General features: G+C 65.5%; 16 protein-coding genes. 5 read left to right on the plus strand and 11 right to left on the minus strand.

The genetic code is table 11. From position 1 onward, the window contains the following. Positions 1 to 157: 157 nt before the first annotated feature. The 6 genes from GDJ97_RS06560 to pckA form a co-directional block, all read right to left on the minus strand. Positions 158 to 952, minus strand: a complete 795-nt coding sequence (locus GDJ97_RS06560; RefSeq protein WP_152070504.1) for a hypothetical protein — start codon at positions 950 to 952, stop codon at positions 158 to 160. 638 nt (positions 953 to 1,590) lie between these two features. Beyond that, a complete protein-coding gene (locus GDJ97_RS06565) occupies positions 1,591 to 2,901 on the minus strand; it encodes an MFS transporter (protein WP_152070505.1) in 1,311 nt (436 codons plus the stop codon). A gap of 75 nt (positions 2,902 to 2,976) precedes the next feature. Next, positions 2,977 to 4,251, minus strand: a complete 1,275-nt coding sequence (locus tag GDJ97_RS06570) for a glycosyltransferase family 4 protein (RefSeq protein ID WP_193221342.1) — start codon at positions 4,249 to 4,251, stop codon at positions 2,977 to 2,979. A 48-nt stretch (positions 4,252 to 4,299) separates the two neighbouring features. Next, positions 4,300 to 5,061, minus strand: a complete 762-nt coding sequence (locus tag GDJ97_RS06575; protein ID WP_152070506.1) for an ABC transporter ATP-binding protein — start codon at positions 5,059 to 5,061, stop codon at positions 4,300 to 4,302. A 15-nt stretch (positions 5,062 to 5,076) separates the two neighbouring features. Then, positions 5,077 to 5,898 carry an ABC transporter permease gene (locus GDJ97_RS06580; protein WP_152070507.1) on the minus strand — a complete coding sequence of 274 codons (822 nt, stop codon included), beginning with the start codon at positions 5,896 to 5,898 and terminating at the stop codon, positions 5,077 to 5,079. A 208-nt stretch (positions 5,899 to 6,106) separates the two neighbouring features. Then, complete coding sequence (gene pckA, locus GDJ97_RS06585; RefSeq protein WP_226808884.1) at positions 6,107 to 7,717, minus strand: phosphoenolpyruvate carboxykinase (ATP); 1,611 nt, start codon at positions 7,715 to 7,717, stop codon at positions 6,107 to 6,109. Positions 7,718 to 7,910: 193 nt separating this feature from the next. Here pckA and GDJ97_RS06590 point away from each other — a divergent pair, with 193 nt between their 5' ends. The 3 genes from GDJ97_RS06590 (at position 7,911) to GDJ97_RS06600 (ending at position 12,239) form a co-directional block, all read left to right on the plus strand. Further along, positions 7,911 to 9,356: a lipopolysaccharide biosynthesis protein gene (locus GDJ97_RS06590; RefSeq protein ID WP_226808885.1), complete on the plus strand. Its 1,446-nt coding sequence runs from the start codon at positions 7,911 to 7,913 to the stop codon at positions 9,354 to 9,356. A 204-nt stretch (positions 9,357 to 9,560) separates the two neighbouring features. Then, positions 9,561 to 10,625 (plus strand): hypothetical protein, encoded by a 1,065-nt coding sequence (locus GDJ97_RS06595; RefSeq protein WP_152070508.1) that lies wholly within the window; start codon positions 9,561 to 9,563, stop codon positions 10,623 to 10,625. Between the two features lie 96 nt (positions 10,626 to 10,721). Further along, positions 10,722 to 12,239, plus strand: a complete 1,518-nt coding sequence (locus GDJ97_RS06600) for a hypothetical protein (RefSeq protein WP_152070509.1) — start codon at positions 10,722 to 10,724, stop codon at positions 12,237 to 12,239. A gap of 112 nt (positions 12,240 to 12,351) precedes the next feature. Here the strand turns inward: GDJ97_RS06600 and GDJ97_RS06605 are convergent, their stop codons facing one another. From GDJ97_RS06605 to xseA, 5 genes are all read right to left on the minus strand, one after another. Continuing rightward, complete coding sequence (locus GDJ97_RS06605; protein WP_152070510.1) at positions 12,352 to 13,524, minus strand: acetate/propionate family kinase; 1,173 nt, start codon at positions 13,522 to 13,524, stop codon at positions 12,352 to 12,354. Positions 13,525 to 13,583: 59 nt separating this feature from the next. Next, a complete protein-coding gene (locus GDJ97_RS06610; RefSeq protein WP_152070511.1) occupies positions 13,584 to 14,759 on the minus strand; it encodes an acetate/propionate family kinase in 1,176 nt (391 codons plus the stop codon). Between the two features lie 158 nt (positions 14,760 to 14,917). Beyond that, a complete protein-coding gene (locus GDJ97_RS06615; protein WP_152070512.1) occupies positions 14,918 to 15,271 on the minus strand; it encodes a histidine triad nucleotide-binding protein in 354 nt (117 codons plus the stop codon). 2 nt (positions 15,272 to 15,273) lie between these two features. Next, the gene (gene xseB / locus GDJ97_RS06620) at positions 15,274 to 15,528 is read right to left on the minus strand and encodes an exodeoxyribonuclease VII small subunit (protein WP_152070513.1); all 255 of its coding nucleotides are present in this window, start codon (positions 15,526 to 15,528) and stop codon (positions 15,274 to 15,276) included. Positions 15,529 to 15,533: 5 nt separating this feature from the next. Then, positions 15,534 to 17,018, minus strand: a complete 1,485-nt coding sequence (gene xseA / locus GDJ97_RS06625) for an exodeoxyribonuclease VII large subunit (RefSeq protein ID WP_226808886.1) — start codon at positions 17,016 to 17,018, stop codon at positions 15,534 to 15,536. Between the two features lie 275 nt (positions 17,019 to 17,293). Here xseA and GDJ97_RS06630 point away from each other — a divergent pair, with 275 nt between their 5' ends. Next, on the plus strand, positions 17,294 to 17,944 hold the full coding sequence (locus GDJ97_RS06630) for a TetR/AcrR family transcriptional regulator (RefSeq protein WP_152070514.1): 651 nt from the start codon (positions 17,294 to 17,296) through the stop codon (positions 17,942 to 17,944). Positions 17,945 to 18,100: 156 nt separating this feature from the next. Then, complete coding sequence (locus GDJ97_RS06635; protein ID WP_152070515.1) at positions 18,101 to 19,921, plus strand: ABC transporter ATP-binding protein; 1,821 nt, start codon at positions 18,101 to 18,103, stop codon at positions 19,919 to 19,921. Positions 19,922 to 20,022: the final 101 nt, after the last annotated feature.

Below are 20,022 nucleotides of genomic sequence, written 5' to 3' on the forward strand. Positions count from 1 at the left end.
TCAGGGGCCATCGGTTTATCCGAAAAATGAACACCGCGTTCACAACTCGGATAAACCGGAGCCGGGAGCGTTCACTACTCCCGATTTTCAACGACAACCGCAAACCCGCCGAGCGTGCTCGGTGCCCACGCACTTTGCACCACCATCGCCGCCACCCCTACGCCATGCGCCGAAGCACGAATCGCCTCAGCTCCTCTTGCCTCAGCTCGAATTCATCGGGTAACGCCGCCGGCGAGATACCCATCTTGCGCCGAATGCACAGCATGAAGCGCCCAAAGACAGCACGGTTGAAGAACCCCCATCGACGTATCGCCATCACACCATGCCCCATCGCCCGGAGCGCTCGTTCTCGCTCATCATCTTCCACGGCGCGCATCTCGTCATCGTGGAAGAATCCGTGGTACTCGATATCCAGATGAATTCGCGGGAGATAGACATCGCAATAGAAGCAACTGCGCGCCGTAAGATGCCTGGCCCGGGCATTGACCTCGATTCTATAATCCATCTCCAGCCCCCGAATGCCAAGCCCGCCCTCACGCTTCGGCATCACCAGCATCATGACGAATGCCGTCTCCATCGGAGAGCGCGCTCCGTCACGTACGTAACGGATAGCGCGTCGAGCAAGTTCCACCCCATGACGCCGACCCGTTTTCTCAAAGTACCGAGCAAGCTCAGCCGTCGAAGTGAGAGCCGGACGCTCTCTGTAACCATCGGTTTCTTCGAACGGCAACTCATATGCTCCGCAGAGCTCGTAGTAGTACTCAACGAGCTCCCGAAAGGAAAGGTCGCGCGCAGCATTGAGCGCGGTCTGGCGAATATCGGTCACACAGATTCCGCCCTGCAACGGAATGATCGATCCGGCGGGCATCGTTCCCCGAAGCACATGGCAGATGACGCCATCGGAAAGACGGCGCTCCCCAGCCTCGGAAACAAGGACGTGCACGCGCTCCAAAAGCTCTGGCGGCACTCCATACCGCGCCAGCTTGATACGCGCATCCTGCACCAGCGCCGTATCGCATGGACCCGTTCGAAGTCGTTTCGAGCGAGGCGGATACGACTGCTCGGAGACCGGACGATACGGCGCACGATGGTACAGTCGCGCGGTGCTATGTGCTAAGACAATGCTCATACGGCCAGTATTTCAAAGCACTGGACCCGGCAAAGCGTTTTTTCAGAATCAGAACCGCGATATGCGGTAATCGCTCCCCCTCATCTGACGGCCCAGTCAGAATTGTGGCAGATTCACCGGAATCCCCGTCTAAATCGTGTTAGATTTCAACCCTCCCCTGTAGCGCTCCGATGCATGCAGCGGCTCTATACATTGAAGGCACTCGGGTACGGGATAGACAGGTTCACCTGTGTTTTTGGGAGCTGTGAACGCTGCAAGACAACCGAATCCCGAGTTGTGAACGCTGCGTTCACAACTCGGATAAACCGATGAACTCTGACCGGCGGGTTTACAAGAGCGCCGGCCGCGGTGAACAGCCGGCGTTCACAACTCGTGTATTTCAACGACAATCCTGCCGCGAGCTTGCACGCGGAGTCGCAGAGCCGGATGGCGATGCACCCGATCACGCCCGGCCGCGGCCTCTACCGTGCCCTGGCGCGGCGCCAGCGCACGGCCGTGAGCACGAGGCCCACCGCTGCCACGCAGGCGAGCACGTGGAACACGAACGTGAACCCCGCCATGAAGACCTCCGGACGCCCCTCGACGAAATGCGTCACGGTGCGGCCCATCTCCGCGCTCATCCGTCCGTACAGCAACGCGGAGCACCCCGAAATGCCGATCGCCATGCCCGCATAGCGCGCAAGGCCGGACACGCTCCCGGCAAAACCCAGGGCCTCGAGCGGCGCGGAATCCATGAAGAGCGCGTTGTTGGGCGACTGGAAGATCGAGGTCCCACAGCTCATGAGGCCAACGCAGAGCACGATCTGGACAACCGGGCTCTCGATGCCGAACGTGCCCACCAGCAACAGACCGCACACGTACACCGCGAGCCCCACCATGGTGGGAACCTCGCACCCCACGCGGTCGGACACCGTACCGGAAACAGGCCCCACGACCGCGTTGGTCACCGGCAGGGCCAGAAACAGCAGGCCCGAGACCGTTGCGGTAAACCCATGCGCATCCTGGAAGTAGAACGGCAAGACGAACTCCGAGGCGCCGATGCCCGCGAACACGATGAACATGGTCAGGAAGTTCAGCCGAAACTCCGGGCTGCCAAAGCACAGGCGCGCGGAGCCGAGCATGGAAAGGCCCGCCCGGTGCCCATCGCGCATCGGATGCACATGGGGTAGCGTGCGCAGCCCGACCAGGAACGAGACCACGCCCACCGGCACGTTGATGAGGAAGATGCCCTCCCAGACCCAGCTGGAAACGATGATGCCGCCGAACACCGGGCCCGCCATCATGCCGAGCGCCACCGCGGTCGAGAGAAATCCCATGGCGCGTCCGCGCTCCCGCGCTGGGAACGCCTCGGTGATGATACCCATGTTGTTGGCCATGGCGAGCGCGCACCCCACGCCCTGCACCGCACGCGCAACCACGAGCATGGGCAGCGAGGAGGAAAGTCCGCAGAGCAGCGAGCCCAACGTGAAGCCGACCACACCCGCCTGAAAAACGTACACCTTGCCGAGCTTATCGCCCAGACGGCCAAAGGGCAGCAGCGCGATGCACGTGGCAACCAGGTAGATCGAGGAGACCCATTGGATCTCGTCGCCCGCGCCCAGCTCCTTCTGCATAACGGGCAGCGCCACCGTGACGATGCTCGAATCCAGGCAGACCATGAAGGTCATAACGAGCACCGTGACGAGAATCGCCCACTTATTGTACGTGCGCCCGAGGGGCGCACCCGTCTCCGCGCGCCCAACCTGCTTCTCGGAACCATGCTCGATAGCCATATCAATCTCCACGAAAAAGGGCGGAGCACGTCGCAGTGCCCCGCCGCATCGATCGCTCAACCCGTTAATCGTACATCAAGAATCCGGAGCGGACCCGTTACCGGCAGGCGCGCCGAGTAACCGTCGAATGAGGCCGACCGTGGCCTCGTAGGAGTGGGCACGGTCGAACTGCTCCTCCGCCACGGCACGTGCCCGCTCCCCCATCGCCGCGCGGCGAGCGGGGTCGCCCGCGAGGTCCACCAGCACGGCAACGAGCGCGGAAACGTCTCCCGGATCCACGTTCACGCCGAAGCCGTCCGCTTCCACCTTGGCGCGAAACTCCGGATTCGTGGAGGCGTTGACCATGGGCGAGCCCGCGGCCAGGTAGTCGCCAATCTTGGTGGGCACGCTCTGCGGCGCGTTCTCCACCAGCGAGTTCACCGTCATGTCGGACGCCTTGAGATAGGCGGCCATCTTGCGGTAGGGCATGTACCCCAGAAGCTCCGCCGGGGCCCCCGTGCGCTCCACCGCGGTCTCCACCGCCGAACGGGCAGGCCCATCTCCCAGCACCTTGAGCCTGAGCCCGGGGCAGCTGCGGGCGGCGACGGTCACCGCCTCCACCAGCGTCTCCAAATCGTAGAGCGGCGAGATGTTGCCGGCGTACACCACCCAGGTCTCATCCGCGGGCTTCTCCACTTCATCGGCGAACTCGCGCGCGCCCGCGTCGAACTCCATCAGGTTGTTCCCCACGTACACCACGAGCTTGGGAATGTCCTCTGCGCGATCGCGGAACCCGCGGGCGGCGTACTCGTCAGAGGTTCCCACGATCGCGTTCGCCAGGTCGTAGGCCCGTCGCGCCTGCCGATAGAACGGGGAGAAGAGCACATCGGAAACCACGGGCACGCTGAAGGCCACGCGGAACGCCTCGGGCCAGAGGTCGTTCACGTCCACCACGAAGGGAATGCCGAAACGCTCGGCTGCCCGACCCACGGCAAGGCAGACGTCGTTGGGCGGGATCTGGCAATAGATCAGGTCGTAGTCGTGGTGCTCCTCGAAGTAGCGCGCCACGTTGCCCGCCATCACGTGATGCGCCCAAATGCGCTGCGGGCACATGTTCTTGGGATAGGACGGCTCGGGGATGAACACCACGTTGAAGGGCTGGGCAGAGCGGTCGAACGCGGAAAGATCGCGCTGGCGCTTCTCCCAATGCTGAAAGCCCGCGGTGATGAAGTCCACCTCGAAACCGCGCGCCGTGAGCAGCGAGGCCAGGAACGTGTAGCGCGTGGCACCCTTCACCTCGTGTCCGAGCTTGGCATCGCAACTGAAAATCGCGATGCGCGGACGACGGGGGATGTCAGCCTGAACACTCATACCCTTCTCCTCAGCTCGCTGTGATGGCGGACGAACGCTCGAGACGTCCTAGTCGAACTGCTGGCGGTAGGCGCGGCAGACATCCTTGACGGGCCCGACCATACGCTGCACGCCGTGCTCGATCCAGACGGCGCGCGTGCAGAGGCGCTCTACCTGCTCGAGCGAGTGACTTACGAAGAGCACGGTCACGTTGCCAGAGTCGATGAAGCTCTGGATGCGGCGCTCGCACTTCTCCTGGAAGAAGACGTCGCCCACCGAGAGCGTCTCGTCGACGATCAGCACGTCTGGCTCCACCACGGTGGCGATGGCGAACGCGATGCGCGCCACCATGCCCGAAGAGTAGTTCTTGAGGGGCACGTCCATGAAGTCGCGCAGCTCGGCGAACTCGATGATGTCGTCCAGATGCTCGTCCATGAAGTGCTTGGAGTACCCAAGGAGCGCGCCATTCAGGTAGATGTTCTCGCGCGCCGTGAGCTCCACGTCAAAACCGGCGCCGAGCTCGATCAGCGGTGCGATGTTGCCGCGGACCGTGCAGCTGCCCTCGCTCGGCTCGAGCACGCCCGCGATGATCTTGAGCATCGTGGACTTACCGGAGCCGTTGGTGCCCACGAGGCCCAGGACCTCGCCCTTCCGCACGGAGAAGCTGATGTGGTCGAGCGCACGGAACTCCTTGAAGAAGAGCTGGTGCTTCGCAAGCGCGATAAAGTACTCCTTCAGGCTATTGAGCTGCTCGCTCGCCATGTTGAAGACCATCGAGACGTCGTTGACCTCGATGACTGACGGGGCGGCACCCCGGGTGTCTTGAGCCATGAGAGATGCCCTCCCTTAGATGTAGAGGATGAACTTGTGCTGCGTCCTGCGGAACACGAGGACGCCCACGGCGAGGGCGATGAGTGCCCACACCACGCAGGCGATGAGGACGCCGAGCGTCGGGCTCTGCCGGTACAGCAGGATATCGCGCATGAACGTGAGGTAACTGTACATGGGGTTCGCCTTGATGATGATGATGACCCACGCCGGCGCCCCGCGATCGATGAGCATCTGGAAGTCCCAGAAGCAGGGCGTGATGTAGCTCCAGGCGGTCAGCACGACGCCCCAGAGATGGATGACATCGCGGAAGAACACCGCGAGCGAGCCGATGAGCAGGCCGATGCCCGCGCAGAAGAGCATGAGGAAGACGAGGCACACGGGCAGCAGGATGAGATGCCAGCTCGGCACCACGCGGTACCACAGCATGACGATGGCCACGGCGATGAGCGAGAAGGCGAAATTCACGAGCGCGAAGAGCACCTTCTGCACGGGGAAGACAAACTTGTCGACCTTCACCTTTTTGAGCAGCGGGGCCGCCGCGATGAACGAGGTCAGGGCCGCCGAGGTGGAATCCGACATGAAGCTGAAGGTGATGTTGCCCACGATGAGGTAGAGCGGGTAATTCTCGATGTTGGAGCTAAAGAGGAACGAGAACACGACGCTCATGACCACCATCATGAGCAGGGGGTTCAAAACGCTCCACAGGACGCCGAGCACGCTGCGACGATACTTGAGCTTGAAGTCCTTGGTCACGAGCTGCCGCAGGATGAGCAGGTCCTTGTTGAGCACCGTCTTTGCGACCGCGTTCGAAATGGAAGCCGTGGAATCAGATGCCACCGAGTCGCCTCCCTAGATATACAGGCCATTCTATCAAAATAGAAATGCTAGCACAGAGGGAAACGGCCCCCTGAGATTCAAGAAAAGCCTATCGGGGAGCGGACACGCGGGCCATGATGCGGAGCGCGCCGGGCCACCGGCACCGGATACGCGAAGGGGCGCCGCGCAGCAGCGACGCCCCTCGAAGCCAGGTTATGCGACAACATGCCTACGCATGCGGACCGGCATCGCGGACCTCGTCGGGGAGGTTCGGGAAGCGACGTGCGAAGTTCTCCTCGAACATACCGGCGAGCTTGCGAGCGCTCGCATCGTAGGCCTCGGGATCGGCCCAGAAGCTCCGCTGGTCCATCATCTCGGTGGGCACGCCCGGGCACTCGACCGGCACGTCCAGGTTGAAGATGTCGTCGTGCACGTACTCCACGTTATCGAGGGCGCCGTCGTAGGCGGCCGCGATGCTCGCGTGGTTGTACTGGATGGGGATGCGGTTGCCCACACCGTAGCCGCCGCCGACCCAGCCGGTGTTCACCAGGTACACCTTGGCGCCGCTGCGGTCCATGCGCTCGGCGAGCATGTCGGCGTAGACCATCGGGTCGAGCGGCATGAAGGGCTCGCCGAAGAGCGCCGAGAACGTCGGAACCGGGTCGACGATGCCCTGCTCCGTGCCGGCCACCTTGGAGGTGAAGCCCGTCACGAAGTGGTACATGGCGGCCTCGCGGGTCAGGCGCGCGATGGGCGGCAGCACGCCGAAGGCGTCGCAGGTGAGGAAGAACACGATGCTCGGCTCGGGGCCGGTACCGGCCGGGTTGCAGTTGGGGATGTACTCAACGGGATAGCCCACGCGCGTGTTCTGCGTGAGCGAGAGGTCGAAGTAGTCCGGATGACGCTTGGCGTCGGAGACGACGTTCTCCGTCAGCGCGCCAAAGCGGACGGCGCGGTAGATCTCGGGCTCGCGCTCCTCCGTCAGGCCATCGCACTTGGCGTAGCAGCCGCCCTCGATGTTGAAGACGCTGTCGCCGAGCGCCCAACCGTGCTCGTCGTCGCCGATGAGCTGGCGCGTGATGGTGGCGGAGAGCGACGTCTTGCCGGTGCCGGAGAGGCCGAAGTACACGGCGGATTTGCCGCTCTCGGGGTCCACGTTGGCGGAGCAGTGCATGGAAAGCACCTTGTCCTCCACCGGCAGCAGGTAGTTCATCACCGAGAACACGGACTTCTTGATCTCGCCGGAGTACCCGGTGCCCGCGATGACGGTCATGCGGTCCTCGAAGTTGATGATGACCGTGGCATCGGAGTGCACGCCGTCGCGCTCGGGGTCGGTCTTATAGTCGGGAGCGGCGAGGACGGTGAAATCGGGGGCGCCGTAGGTCTCGAGCTCCTCGTCCGTGGGACGCACGAGCAGCTGCTTGATGAAGAGGGCCTGGCTCGCGCGCTCGCACACGATCAGGAACTTGCGGGCATGGCGACGGTCGGCGCCGGCAAGCCCGCGCACCACGTAAAGCGGACGCTCGGCAAAGCGGCCGGCGATGCCGTCGCGCACGGACTCGAAGCTCTCGCGGGCGATGGGCACGTTCACGCCGCCCCAGGCGATCGTGTCGTGCACGTCGGGGGTGTCCACGATGAAGCGGTCCTTGGGCGAGCGGCCGGTGCGCTCGCCGGTCTCCACGGAAAGGGCGCCGTTGTCAAGCAGCTTGCCCTCCCCCGCCGCGAGCGCGTGCTCCACGAGCTCGGGAACGGTGAGGTCAACGTGGACGGGAGCGGCGTCGGCACCGGCAGTGCGGATGCCCAGGGATTCAAGCACCTTCATAATCGATTCGTTTGCCATGATCTGGTCCTTTCGGCCGTGCGGAAAAATCATTGCATTCCTTCATACCGCAATTGCGCTTTAGCCGAGCGAGGTATTCGGCGGGTGGTGGAGACCAGGTGGACAGACGCGTACCGTCGGTAGCGCGGAGGAATCCCCGCCAGCGCACCCGCCTATAATGGCGAGGCAGACGAACGGTTGAAAGCGGGAGCACATGACGAGCAGCCCTTGGGACACGATTCGGAAGGCCCGTGCCGCACGCGCGGCGCGGCAACGCGGGACGACTCGTCACCGAGCGGCGCGCAACCGGTTCATCTCGCCTGTGGCGCGCCTTGTCAACCAGTGGTGGACGCGCTTGCTCCAGGCGGTGTACGAGGGCTCGCTCTCCGACCAGGAAGCCGAATACCAAGAGCACGAGACCACCCGCGACTATCTCTGGAACACCGCGGGAACGGCTGTCTGGGGCATGGTGTTCCCCGTCCTCTCCATCGTGGCGACGCAGCTCGCGGGAGCCGAGGGCGCCGGCATGTTCGCGATGGCGTTCGTCACCGGCACGCTGCTCATGATCGCGGCCGGTTACGGCGTGCGCACGCACCAGGTCTCCGACCTGGACGAGGACGCCTCGTTCGCCTCCTACCAGGTCAATCGATGGCTCACCGGCATTGCGGCCTTCGTGATCGGCCTACTCTACTGCACCCTGCGCGACTACGATGCGGCCATGATGGCGATCAGCCTGGGCGTCTACGTCTACAAGGTGGTCGACGGCGTCGCCGACGTGTACGAGGGGCGCCTGCAGCAGGCGGACAAGCTCTATCTCGCCGGCATCAGCCAGACGATCAGATCGGGACTCGCGATCGTCTCTTTCTCGCTGCTGCTCCTGGTCACGCGCGACCTGGGCGTGGCGAGCATCGCCATGGCCGTGGTGACCGTTGCCTCGCTCGTGCTGGTAACGATTCCGCTCGCCCTGCTCGAGACGGAGCGCTCCGCCCCCATCCGCCTGAACGAGGTCACCGCGCTCTTTCGCCAATGTCTCCCGCTCGCCGCGGCGCTTTTGCTCTTCAACCTCATCGAGAGCATGCCGAAATTCGTGATGGAGGGCACGCTCGCCTACGAGAACCAGCTGTACTTCAACGCGCTGTACTTCCCCGCCCAGGCGATCCTGCTCACCGTGGGCTTTCTGTACAAGCCGCAGCTGGTGCGCCTGACGAGCATTTGGTCCAACCCACGCCGGAGGCGGCGCTTCGACCTCATCGTCGTGGCCATGCTCACCGTGGTCGTGGGCATCTCCGTGGTCGCGGGGCTCTTCATGGCGTGGCTCGGCATACCGCTCATGAGCTTTTTGTACGGACTCGACTTCGAGCGGTTCCGCCTGCTCGCCTACTTGATGGTCGCCGCCGGCGGGGTGACCGCGGCGATCGACTTCCTCTATGCCATCGTGTGCGTCCTTCGGCGCGCGGGCGATGTCATGAAGCTCTACCTCATCTGCTTCGCTGCCTCCGTGGTAGCCCCGCTCATCCTGGTGAATCTCCTGGGCCTCACCGGCGCCGTGGCAAGTTACCTGGGCGTAATGACGCTGCTGCTCTTTTTGCTGCTCATCGAGTACGTTAAGATTCGGCGCGCGATCACGCGGGAGCGCAACCCGTTTCTGAGCCGGCGGTAACGCGACGGCCTGTAACGCGACGGCCTGAGGGGTTCGCCGCGCACGGGCGATATATGTTCAGCGCCGCCTCTTACGATGCCGCTAAGTTTATGTGGCCGCCCTCTAAAGCGCCTTCCGCTCGAGCGGTCGGGGTACTAAGCTATGTGGCCCACTGGGCGTGGCAACCCACGGGGTCCCAGTTTAACCGGACGGGAGGAACCGGACATGGCTTCGCAACTACCCGAGTACACCGACTTGCAGCGCACGCGCGTGGTCAATCGCGCCGATGCCGCTGCACCATCCATAGGGAGTACCCAACCCATAACACCTCGTGAGGGGCTCTTCGACGGTCTCTCGATCGCGCAAATCGTGGCAGGCGCCGCCGCAGCCGCCACCTCCGTGCTGTTGATGTCCAAGATCGGCGTGGTCGGCTCAGTGATCGGCGCGGCTCTGAGCTCGGTGATCACCGTGGTCTCCACCCAGGTGTACCGTCGCATCCTCACCGCCGGAGCGCGCAAGCTCACACCGGGCAGCTCTTCGACCGGCACCACCGATGCCGACGCTTCGCGGACGGCCGTCGCGTACCGCCCCGCGGCGTCCGCATGGGGAGCCGATGCGCTCGACGAGGGTGCCTACGCCGACAACGACGCGACGACCTACCAGCCCTTCGGAACCGCCGGCTACCGCTCTTCCGCCTCCGCAGGAAATGAGGCCGGTGGCACCCGTATCGCGCCCACCAAGCTCCGCGCCCGCGCCGCCGCCGAGCGCAGCGACGTCCAGCGGAAGATCGTGGCTGCCTCGGTGGTCGCCGCCATCCTGGCCGTCGTGCTCTGTGCCGGCATCATCCTCATCACCACCGCCGGCGAGGGGCTCGGCACGCGGCCCAACTCGATCATCTACGAGCCGCTCGCGCAGGATGAGAGCACGACGGACGGCAGCGACGCTCAGCTAAGTGGCCAGGGCGCGGATACGAGTTCCAGCTCCTCACAGGATGCGAGCACCTCTCAGAACAGCTCCTCGGGACAGCAGGGCGCGACGAATTCTCCATCGTCTTCAACGAGCTCCTCGTCCTCCAACTCAAGTGGCTCGACGAGCGACTCGAGTGCCTCGACCGATAGCTCGAACTCATCGGAATCGTCGAATAGCAGCAGCTCCAATACGAGTGGCGGCGACACCGCGAGCGGCGGCTCCGCCGGCAGCGATTCATCCGCCGGCACGGGAAACCAGGGTGAATCGAACCGGAGCGGAAGCGGCACAGACTCCGCGCGGGGAACGACCGCGACGTCGTAGCCGCACGGGGGCGCAAGAGAATCCAAAGGTCAGGGCCAAAGCCACCTCCGGCCCGATGGTACACTGTGAGGTTGACCTTTCAACGATTGGATTTCCATGCGCCACGACACCTCGATCGCACCTCAGCTGAGCGCTGCCAACAAACTCTATCTCTATGCCCTCCTCTCCCGTGAGCTCGGCTGCGGCAAGCAGACCTTTGCCACCCGCGTGGAAGAGGCGCTTGCCTCCGACCGCATGACGGCGGACGACCTCGGCTTTACCGACACGCGCGCGCTGCTCGACGCGCTCTCGGAGTTTATCGAGCTCATAGTCTTCAAAGGCGGTCGCCTGTATGCGACGGTGATTGCGCAGCCCGACTGGGACGCCGCCCTCGCCGCCCCGGAAACCGCTAAGGATTCCTCTGCGAAGACCGGCAAACCCTGGAAGCGCAAAAAGGGTGCCAAGACGCTCAAGCCCGCACGCCCCAAACGGGTGAGGCGCAGCGTCGAGCCGGCGAGTACGGCGCCGGAAGCAGCAGGGCGCGCCACCGCCCCGGAGACGGAACCTGCCGACAGCGCGCCCTCCACCCCCGCCACAGAGCCCGTCCCCGCACCGGAACCGGTGGTTGCTGCGGAGCTGAACCAGTCGGAGTGCGAAAACGTGCCGGTGGTTGCCGACGAACCCGCTCCCGCCCCTGAGGACTCCGAAAGCCCCGCTGAACCGGCCGGTGCGGAAAAGCAGGCCGCGGATGCCGCCGCGGCCGCTCCGGACGAGCGTCCCGCCATCGCGCTGACGGTGACGTACGACCCCTACACAGGCCGAGACGAGGAGGTCACCCTCACCGCGACGAAGCGGGCCGTCCCGGATGCCCCCGCTACATCGCCGAAGGCGCCTGTGGCCACCCCTGAGCAGGAAAAGGGAAACGACCCCGCACCCGCTCCGGTAGCCGCTCCGTCAAACCGCCCGCAACGCACGGAACCTGCGGCACCAAAGCCCTCGGTGAAGCGCCGCCCCGCCGACGCTCTGCTGACCACGGCGCCCTCCGCGCTCGCGCTCAAGGGCTATCCGCGCGATTTCGAGACCGACGTGCACGTGCCGGGAGCGCTCCTCTCGCTGCTTGCCCGGATCGTTCCCGTGGGGGCAAACCCCCTCGCCACGCTCACCGAGGACTTTCGCGTGGCACGCGGCCTGAACACCGCCTCGGGCAATCGCACCCATGCAACGTTCTCCCTGCGCTACCAGGGCACGAACGGTAAGCCCGTACTCGCCGGCATCAAGCGCAATCCCGGCCCCGGCGCTCCCTGGGTGCTCGCCACCCTCGACCACGTTGACGAGGAGCTGCTCGCCCAAGCGGGAATCGAAGGGCTTGCCACGCGGCTCGACGACCCACGGCAGCAGGCGCTCTTCCAACTGGGCCTGCACGTGCGCTTGGAGACGGAGGCCCTCGAGCGGCTCACCGCCGCTGCGTATCCCGCCGTTTGGACCGCCGATAGCCTGCGCGTCCAGCTGGCCTTCGCCTACGCCCGTACCGGAGCGGACGCAAGCTTCCCCACTGGGCTCTTTACCGCGGACGGCACCCCGTTGCTCGCCGAGCTGGAAGCAGCGGACGACGACATTCCCTGGAAACTCGTCTAGAACCCACGAGCTAAAAGGGTGGGAGCGGACCCGCAGCCAGCGGGTCCGCTCCCAACAGGAACGCTCATATGGGCGGAAACGGCTTCCCGATACCGTCCGCGATTCAGAACGCCTACGCCGTCAGGCGCTCCACGTCCTTGGCGATCATGTACTCCTCGTCCGTGGGAATCACCATGACGGTCACCGAGGAACCGGCGGCCGAGATGACCTGCGGGCCGCGGCCGACCGCATGCTGGTTGCGCACGTCGTCCACGCGCACGCCCAGCCACTCGAAGCAGTGGCAGAACGCGCGACGGATGGTCCAGTCGTTCTCGCCGATACCGGCTGTGAAGGTGATGGTGTCCACGCCCGCCATGCTCGCGATCATGGCACTCGCCTGCTGCATAGCCTTGTAGGCGTACATATCGAAGGCGAGCAGGCAGTTCTCGTCGCCCTCATCGGCACCGGCGCGGATGTCGCGCGCGTCGCTGGAGATCTGCGAGACGGCGAGCAAGCCGGAGCGCTTGTTCATCATCTCGTCCACCTCGTCGTAGGTGTAGCCGCCCTCGCGCTGGAGGTAGCACACCGTGGCCGGGTCGATGGAGCCGCAGCGGGTGCCCATCATGAGACCGTCCAACGGGGTGAGGCCCATGGTGGTGTCGCGGCAGACGCCGTCCTCGATAGCACAGAGCGAGGCACCGTTGCCCAGATGGCACGAGAGCAGGCGATGGCAGTCGTCCCCCAGCAGCTGCTTGGCCACCATCCACTCGTAGCGATGGCTTGTGCCGTGTGCACCGTACTTGCGGATATGGTACTTCTCGCGCACCGCGCGCGGCAGCGGGTAGGTGTAGGCCACCGGCGCCATGCTCATGTGGAACGAGGTGTCGAACACGGCCACGTTGGGCAGCTCGGGATAGGCGGCCATGCAGTGCTCGATGATCGCGGCCTCGCCGTAGTTGTGGAGGGGTGCCAGCGGCGCCACCTCCAGGATCTTGGCGAGCACGTCCTCCGTTACCAGGGCGGAATCGTCGAAGTACCAGCCGCCCTGCACGATGCGGTGGCCGATGCCCTCGATCTTGACGTCCACCGTGGCCAGGCACTTCAGCACGCGATCGATGGCGGAGGCATGGTCGGGGAAGAGCGCGTCCTCCACCACCTTCTCGCCACCGAACTCGGCGTGGCCGAAGATACCGCGATCCTGGCCGATGCGCTCGCAATTGCCCTTGGCGAACACCTCGCGGGTGTCGGAATCCATGAGCTGATACTTGAGCGTGGAGCTGCCGGCGTTGACGACCAGCACGTTCATAGGGGTCCTCCTCTCGGACCGCTTGGCGCGGCCCCGGGCCTCGTTATCCGCTGAAAGCCTTATGCCTGGCCGATGATGCGCTCCACGTCGGACGCGATCATGAACTCCTCGTCCGTGGGGATGACGTAGATATCCACGGAAGACGCCGTGCGCGAGACCTTCCACTCGCCCTCGGCGCGCAGCGCGTTCATGGCGTGGTCCATGCGCACGCCCAGCCACTCCAGGCGATCGCAGACGCCGGCACGCACCGCGGGGGCGTGCTCGCCGATGCCGGCGGTGAAGACCAACGTGTCGATGCCGTTCATGGCGCAGGCCATCTCGGCCACCTTGGCGGCGATCTTGTAGACGAACATGTCGAACGCCAGGCGGTAGTCGGGGTTACCCTCCTCGGTGCCCTCCTCAACGTCGCGGACGTCGTTGGTCTTACCCGTCACGGCGAGGAGGCCGGAGTGCTTGTTCATCATCTCGTCCACCTCGTCGTAGGTGTAGCCGCCCTCGCGCTGGAGGTAGCACACCGTGGCCGGGTCGATGGAGCCGCAGCGGGTGCCCATCATCACGCCGTCAAGCGGGGTGAGGCCCATGGTGGTGTCGGCGCAGTGGCCGTCCTGGATGGCGCAGAGCGAGGCACCGGAGCCGATGTGGCAGACGACGACCTTGCGGGCGCGACCCTCGGTGATGCGCTCGACCTCCTGGCTGATGTAGCGGTAGCTCGTGCCGTGCGCGCCGTACTTGCGGATATGCAGCTTCTCGCACACGTCCTTGGGCAGCGGATAGGTGCTCGCCACCTTGGGCATGTCGAAGTGGAAGGCGGTGTCGTACACCGTGACGTTGGGAAGCTCGGGATACTCGTGCAGGCAGTAGTCGATGACGTCGGCCTCGGGGTTGTTGTGCAGCGGGGCGAGCGGGGCCACCTCGCGGATCTTGGCGAGGATGTCGTCGTCCACGAGCGTGGAATCGCCGAAGTACCAACCGCCCTGCACGATGCGGTGGCCGATGCCCTCGACCTTGATGTCATGGGCGGCGAGGTCCTCGAGCACCACCTTGATGGCGGCCTTGTGGTCAGGGAACTCCACGGAGTCCGTGGCCTTCTTCTCGCCGCACGCCTGGTGCGTGAACGTGCCGCCGGGGAACGTGACGCGCTCGCACGCGCCCTTGGCCGAGACCGCGCGGGTCTTGGTGTCGATGACTTTGTACTTGAGGGTCGAGCTGCCGGCATTGACGACGAGGACGTTCATTGGTCTCCCTTGTTGCGGTGTACACAGGTAGTTTGATTTTACCGCTCATGCGCGCCGGCGAACAGACGAAAGGGAGACCGATACGCAACCGCGGGCGCTCCCCGTTGGAAGCACCCGCGGATAATCCGCTCCTCAAGGAAGCCTATTGCTCCGGAGAGCTATTCCTCCGGCAGCAGCCCCTCGCCGAGGTGCTTGCCGCCCAGCACGTGCATATGGAAGTGCATCACGGTCTGACCGGCGTCGGCGCCCTTGTTGGAGATGACGCGGAAGCCCTGGGTGAGGTCCTTCTTGGCCGCGACCTCCTTCACGGCGTGCACCATGGCGCCCATGGTCTCGACCGGCACGTCATCGGCGATGTCGGCATAGTGCGCCTTGGGAATCACCAGCGTGTGCACCGGCGCCTGGGGATTCAGGTCGTCGAAGGCGATGACCTGGTCGTCCTCGTACACGACCGTGGACGGAATCTCGTGCGCGGCGATCTTGCAGAAGATGCAATTGGGATCCTGGCACATGGCTACTCCCCTTCCTTCTTGGCCTCGGGCACCACCACGTCGGTGCCGTCCGCCTCCTTCATGAGCACGGAAACCTTCTGCTGGGCATCCGCCAGGCGGGTGCGCAGGCTCTTCAGGAGCTCCACACCGCGGGCGTAGCCCTCGAGCGAGTCCTCGAGCTCCAGATCGCCCGATTCGAGGTTGCGGATGATGAGCTCGAGCTCGCGCGAGGCCTCCTTGTAGGTGAGCTCTTCCACGGGACGCTTCTCGTCTGCCATGTTTCTTATCCCTTCTTTCCGGTGGGAACAGCGCTTGCCGTACCCTCCACCTTGTTGACCGTACCGTACACGCGCCCGTCGGCGAGCCGCACCGAAAGCACGCCTCCCGGGACAAAGTCGGAAATCGAGGTCGCTACCTCATCGCCGTTGTACGCAATAGAGTAGCCGCGCGCGAGGACCTTGAGCGGCGAGAGCGCCTCGAGCTTGGCCGCGCTCTCCGCGAGCTTGGCCGCGGGCTTCTCGACGATGCCACCCGATACCGCGGAGAGCCGCGATGACATGAGCGAGAGCGCGTGACGGCGCGAACCGAGCGCACCGGCGCTCGCATTGGCCAGGCGCGGAGACAGGCGATCGAGGGCAGCGGTAAACGCGGCGGGCACGCGGCCGCCCGCATCCTGTAGCCGTTCCTCCGCACGGTCCAACTCGAAGACGCGCTGCTCGAGCGATGCCGTGGGCTTGGTGAGCACGGGGCGCGACGCCACCGCGTCAAGGGCCGTCTGCAAACGGTCCAGACGGTTCCCCATCGCCCGCGAGGCACGCTCCTGCGCGGCATCGAGGTCGGCCGATGCCTCGGAAACCAGCCCGCTCGCACACGCCTGAAGGCGTTCCGCGCGGGCGGCGAGCAGCTCCACGAGGTCCTTGCGCGCGGGCGCCACGGATTCCGCAGCGGCCGTGGGCGTGGACATGCGCCGGTCGGAGACCATGTCGCAGATGGAGTTATCGGGCTCGTGGCCGATGCCCGTCACCACCGGCAGCGGGCACGCCGCCACCGCGCGGGCGAGCGCCTCGTCGTTGAAGGCCATGAGGTCCTCGTAGCTCCCGCCGCCGCGAACCAGCAAGATGCAGTCGGGCGCTGGCTTGATCGCCGCGGCGCGGGCGAGTCCCTCGATCAGCTCCTCGGGGGCGCCCTCGCCCTGCACCTTGGCGCCCACGCAGATGATCTCGACAAAGGGGTTGCGCCGCTGGAGCGTCTGCTTCACGTCGTCGATCACGGCGCCCGAGAGCGAGGTCACCACGGCGACGCGCTCGCAGAAGGCGGGAATGGGCCGCTTGCGCGACTCGTCCATGAGCCCCTCGCCGCGAAGCTTGCGGGCGAGCGCGTCAACCTGCTGGCGCAGGAGCCCCTCCCCCACCATGGAGAAGGAATCGGCGATGAAGGCGAGCTCACCTTTGGCCTTGTAGACGTCGAACCGGCCGGTGAACTGCACCTTCTGGCCGTTCTCGAGGTCGAAGGAGCGACGCTGGTACACACCGCCCCAGATGCGGCACTGCAGCGCGGCGTCCTCGTCCTTGATGGCGAAGTAGCAGTGGCCGCGCTGGCCCCACGGGCCCTTGAAGCCCGAGACCTCGCCGATGATAGTGATGCGCGGGATGGTCTTGAGCTTGCCGTTCGCGAGCTCCACCGCCTGGGCGACGGTCAGCACACCGTCGTCCTGCGCCTCCCCGGGCGAGCCGTCCGCGGCGACCGCCGTCTTGTCCCAAATGCTCACGTGCCGCTCCCCTCGCTTCCCTGTTGCCTGCCCAGCAGTCTACCCCACGGCGCGGACACGAGCGCCGTGTACGAACGAACCAGACACGTTCTTTCACCCGGCTCCGCGGACGGCGGGCGTGAAAGAACGTGTCTGGTTCGTTCGTACACAACCCCTGTCCCGCGTACCGTTCGTCCCCGTATTCGCGCCATCCGTCTGATTTCGTTGACATCTCCCCGTGGACCGGTAATCCTGTTACCTGAGATAACCTCGTTATCAGAAGGGATTCCGGTTCCATGCCCCACGCCGCCCAGCGCACCCGGGAGCGCATCCTCGCCGTCGCCGCGCAGGAATTCCTGGACAAGGGATTCGCGAAGGCGAACCTGCGCGACATCGCCCGGAAGAGCGAGGTCACCACGGGGGCGATCTACCGGCACTTCCCGGGCAAGGAGGAGCTGTTCCAGGAGCTCCTTCGGCCCGCGTTCGACGTCATCGCAGAAGCTCGCACCATCGCCGCGGAGGAGGACGCGGCCCATCCGGCCATGCACATGCTGTCCGAGGCCGCCATCCAGTGCTCGCTGGACGGCGTCATGCAGGTCATCGACGCCATGTACGAGCAGGCGACGGCCTTCAAGCTCCTCCTTTGCTGCGCCGACGGCTCCCCCTACGAGGACACGGTGGAGCTGATCGTCGATTCGTACACCGACTCGTACGAGGCCTACGTGGACCACCTCGTCGCGCTCGGCATCGCCACCCACCGCCCCGGGCGCATGGAGCTCCACATGCTCGCGCGGGCCTTCATCGAATCCATCTGCGAGTGCGTCCGGCACGACATCGCGCCCACCGCGGCCCGTGACTACCTGAAAAGCATCGTCATCTTCGAACACCACGGCTGGTACGGACTGCTCGGCATCGGGGCCGGGCGGGCCGGACACCTGGCCGCCTGAGGCGGGCCCCGCGACGCCCAAGAGCGAAACGGGGCCCCTGCCGCACATAAAGTAAGACTCTTCTAACTTTTAAGAACGGCTCGGAACTCCAGAACCGCTCGGAACGTCCTCACATCCAACTGCCAAGAACTCATCAAGCACGCAAAGGAGATCGCCATGGCCGAAACGAATCAACCGGGAACGTCCGCCGGCGGCGTGCGCCAGCTCCTGGCCTACGCCGGCCCGCACCGCGGTGCGCTCTACCGGGCCGTCGCCCTCGCCATCGCGGGCGAGCTCTGCGGCATGCTGCCCTACGTGGCGGTCGCGCTCTTCGTGGGCCGCCTTTTGAGCGGGCCGGCCAGCCAGGTCGCGCCGGCCGGGCAAATCGCTCCGGCCTGGCAGTCCGGCCAGGCGACGCCCTCCCTCGCGCTCGTCCTCTTCCTCGTCGCCCTGCTGGGGCAGGTTGCGCGGGAGCTGCTGACGTACCGCTCCACGCTCTGCTCGCACCTGGCGACCTACGCGATCCTCCGCGAGATGCGTCGCGCCGTGGCGCGCAAGATGGAGCACGTGCCGCTGGGCGCGATGATCGACACGCCCATCGGCGCCCATAAGATGCTGCTCGTGGACACCATCTCGAAGCTCGAGGACTCGATGGCCCATTTCATGCCCGAGTTCACCTCCAACATCGTCGCGCCGCTCGTCTCCGTCCTGGCGCTCCTCTGCATCGACTGGCGCATGGGTCTCGCCTCGTTCGCCACCCTCCCCCTCGCGGCGCTCTGCTACTGCGGCATGACGTGGCGCTACCGGGAGCGCATGGACACCTACACCCGGGCGGGGAACGCCATGAACGCGGCACTCGTGGAATACGTGAACGGCATCCAGGTGATCAAGGCCTTCAGCCGCTCGGGCTCCTCGTACGGGGCGTTCTCCCGGGCGGTCGACTTCTTCCACACCTCCACGATGGCCTGGTACCGGCAGTGCTGGTTCTGGTCCGCCGCGGTGCAGGCCATCATGCCCTGCACGCTGCTGGGCACGTTGCCCGTGGGCCTGCTCCTGTATATGCACGGCCAGATTGCCCTGCCGGTGCTGGTGCTGGGGCTGATCCTACCGCTTGGCTTCATCGCCCCGCTCATGCGCGTGGCGAAGCAATCCGAGAACTTCGTCATGATCAAGGAGCACGTGAGCCGCGTGACGGCGTTCCTGCAGACTCCCGAGCTCGAGCGTCCGAACGACCGCGCGCAGTTGGACGGCACAGCGCTCGCGCTCCGCCACGTGGGGTTCGCGTACGGCGAGACGGAGGTCCTGCACGACCTGAGCCTGGACATCGCGCCCCAGACCATGGTGGCGCTCGTGGGGCCCTCGGGCTCCGGGAAGTCCACCGTGGCGAAGCTGCTGGCGGGCTTCTGGGACCCGGGCGCCGGCAAGATCTCGCTCGGCGGCGTGGACCTGCGGGACATGCCGGCCGCGCAGCTGGCGGAGCACGTCTCCTACGTGGCGCAGGACACCTTCCTCTTCGACAGCTCCATCCGCGAGAACATCCGCATGGGGCGGCCCGGGGCAACGGACGCCCAGGTCGAGGCCGCGGCACGGGCCGCGGCAGCCGACGCGTTCATCCGCGCCCTCCCCCAGGGCTACGACACGCCCGCCGGGGACGCCGGCGGCTCGCTCTCCGGCGGGGAGCGCCAGCGCGTCACGATCGCTCGTGCCTTCCTGAAGAACGCGCCCGTCATCATCCTCGACGAGGCGACCGCCTACACGGACCCGGAGAGCGAGTGCGAGATCCAGCGCGCGCTCACCCAGCTCGTCGCGGGCAAGACGCTCATCGTCATCGCGCACCGGCTCTCCACCGTGCGCGCGGCCGACGCCATCGTCGTGCTGGAGGACGGGAGCATCGCGGACACCGGCACGCACGAGCAGCTGCTGGAGCGCTGCGAGCTCTACCGGCGGATGTGGGACGCGTCCGTCATCGACCCGACGACGACGGAGGAGGTGGCGTAGATGGTTGCGATCGTGCGACGGATCCTGAACCTCGCTGGGCCGACCTATCGCGGCAAAATGGTATGGGGCCTGGCGTTTCGGATCCTGAAGTCCCTCTTCGC

Origin of the sequence: Collinsella sp. AK_207A (assembly GCF_902501965.1) — a bacterium.
Lineage (GTDB): Bacteria > Actinomycetota > Coriobacteriia > Coriobacteriales > Coriobacteriaceae > Collinsella.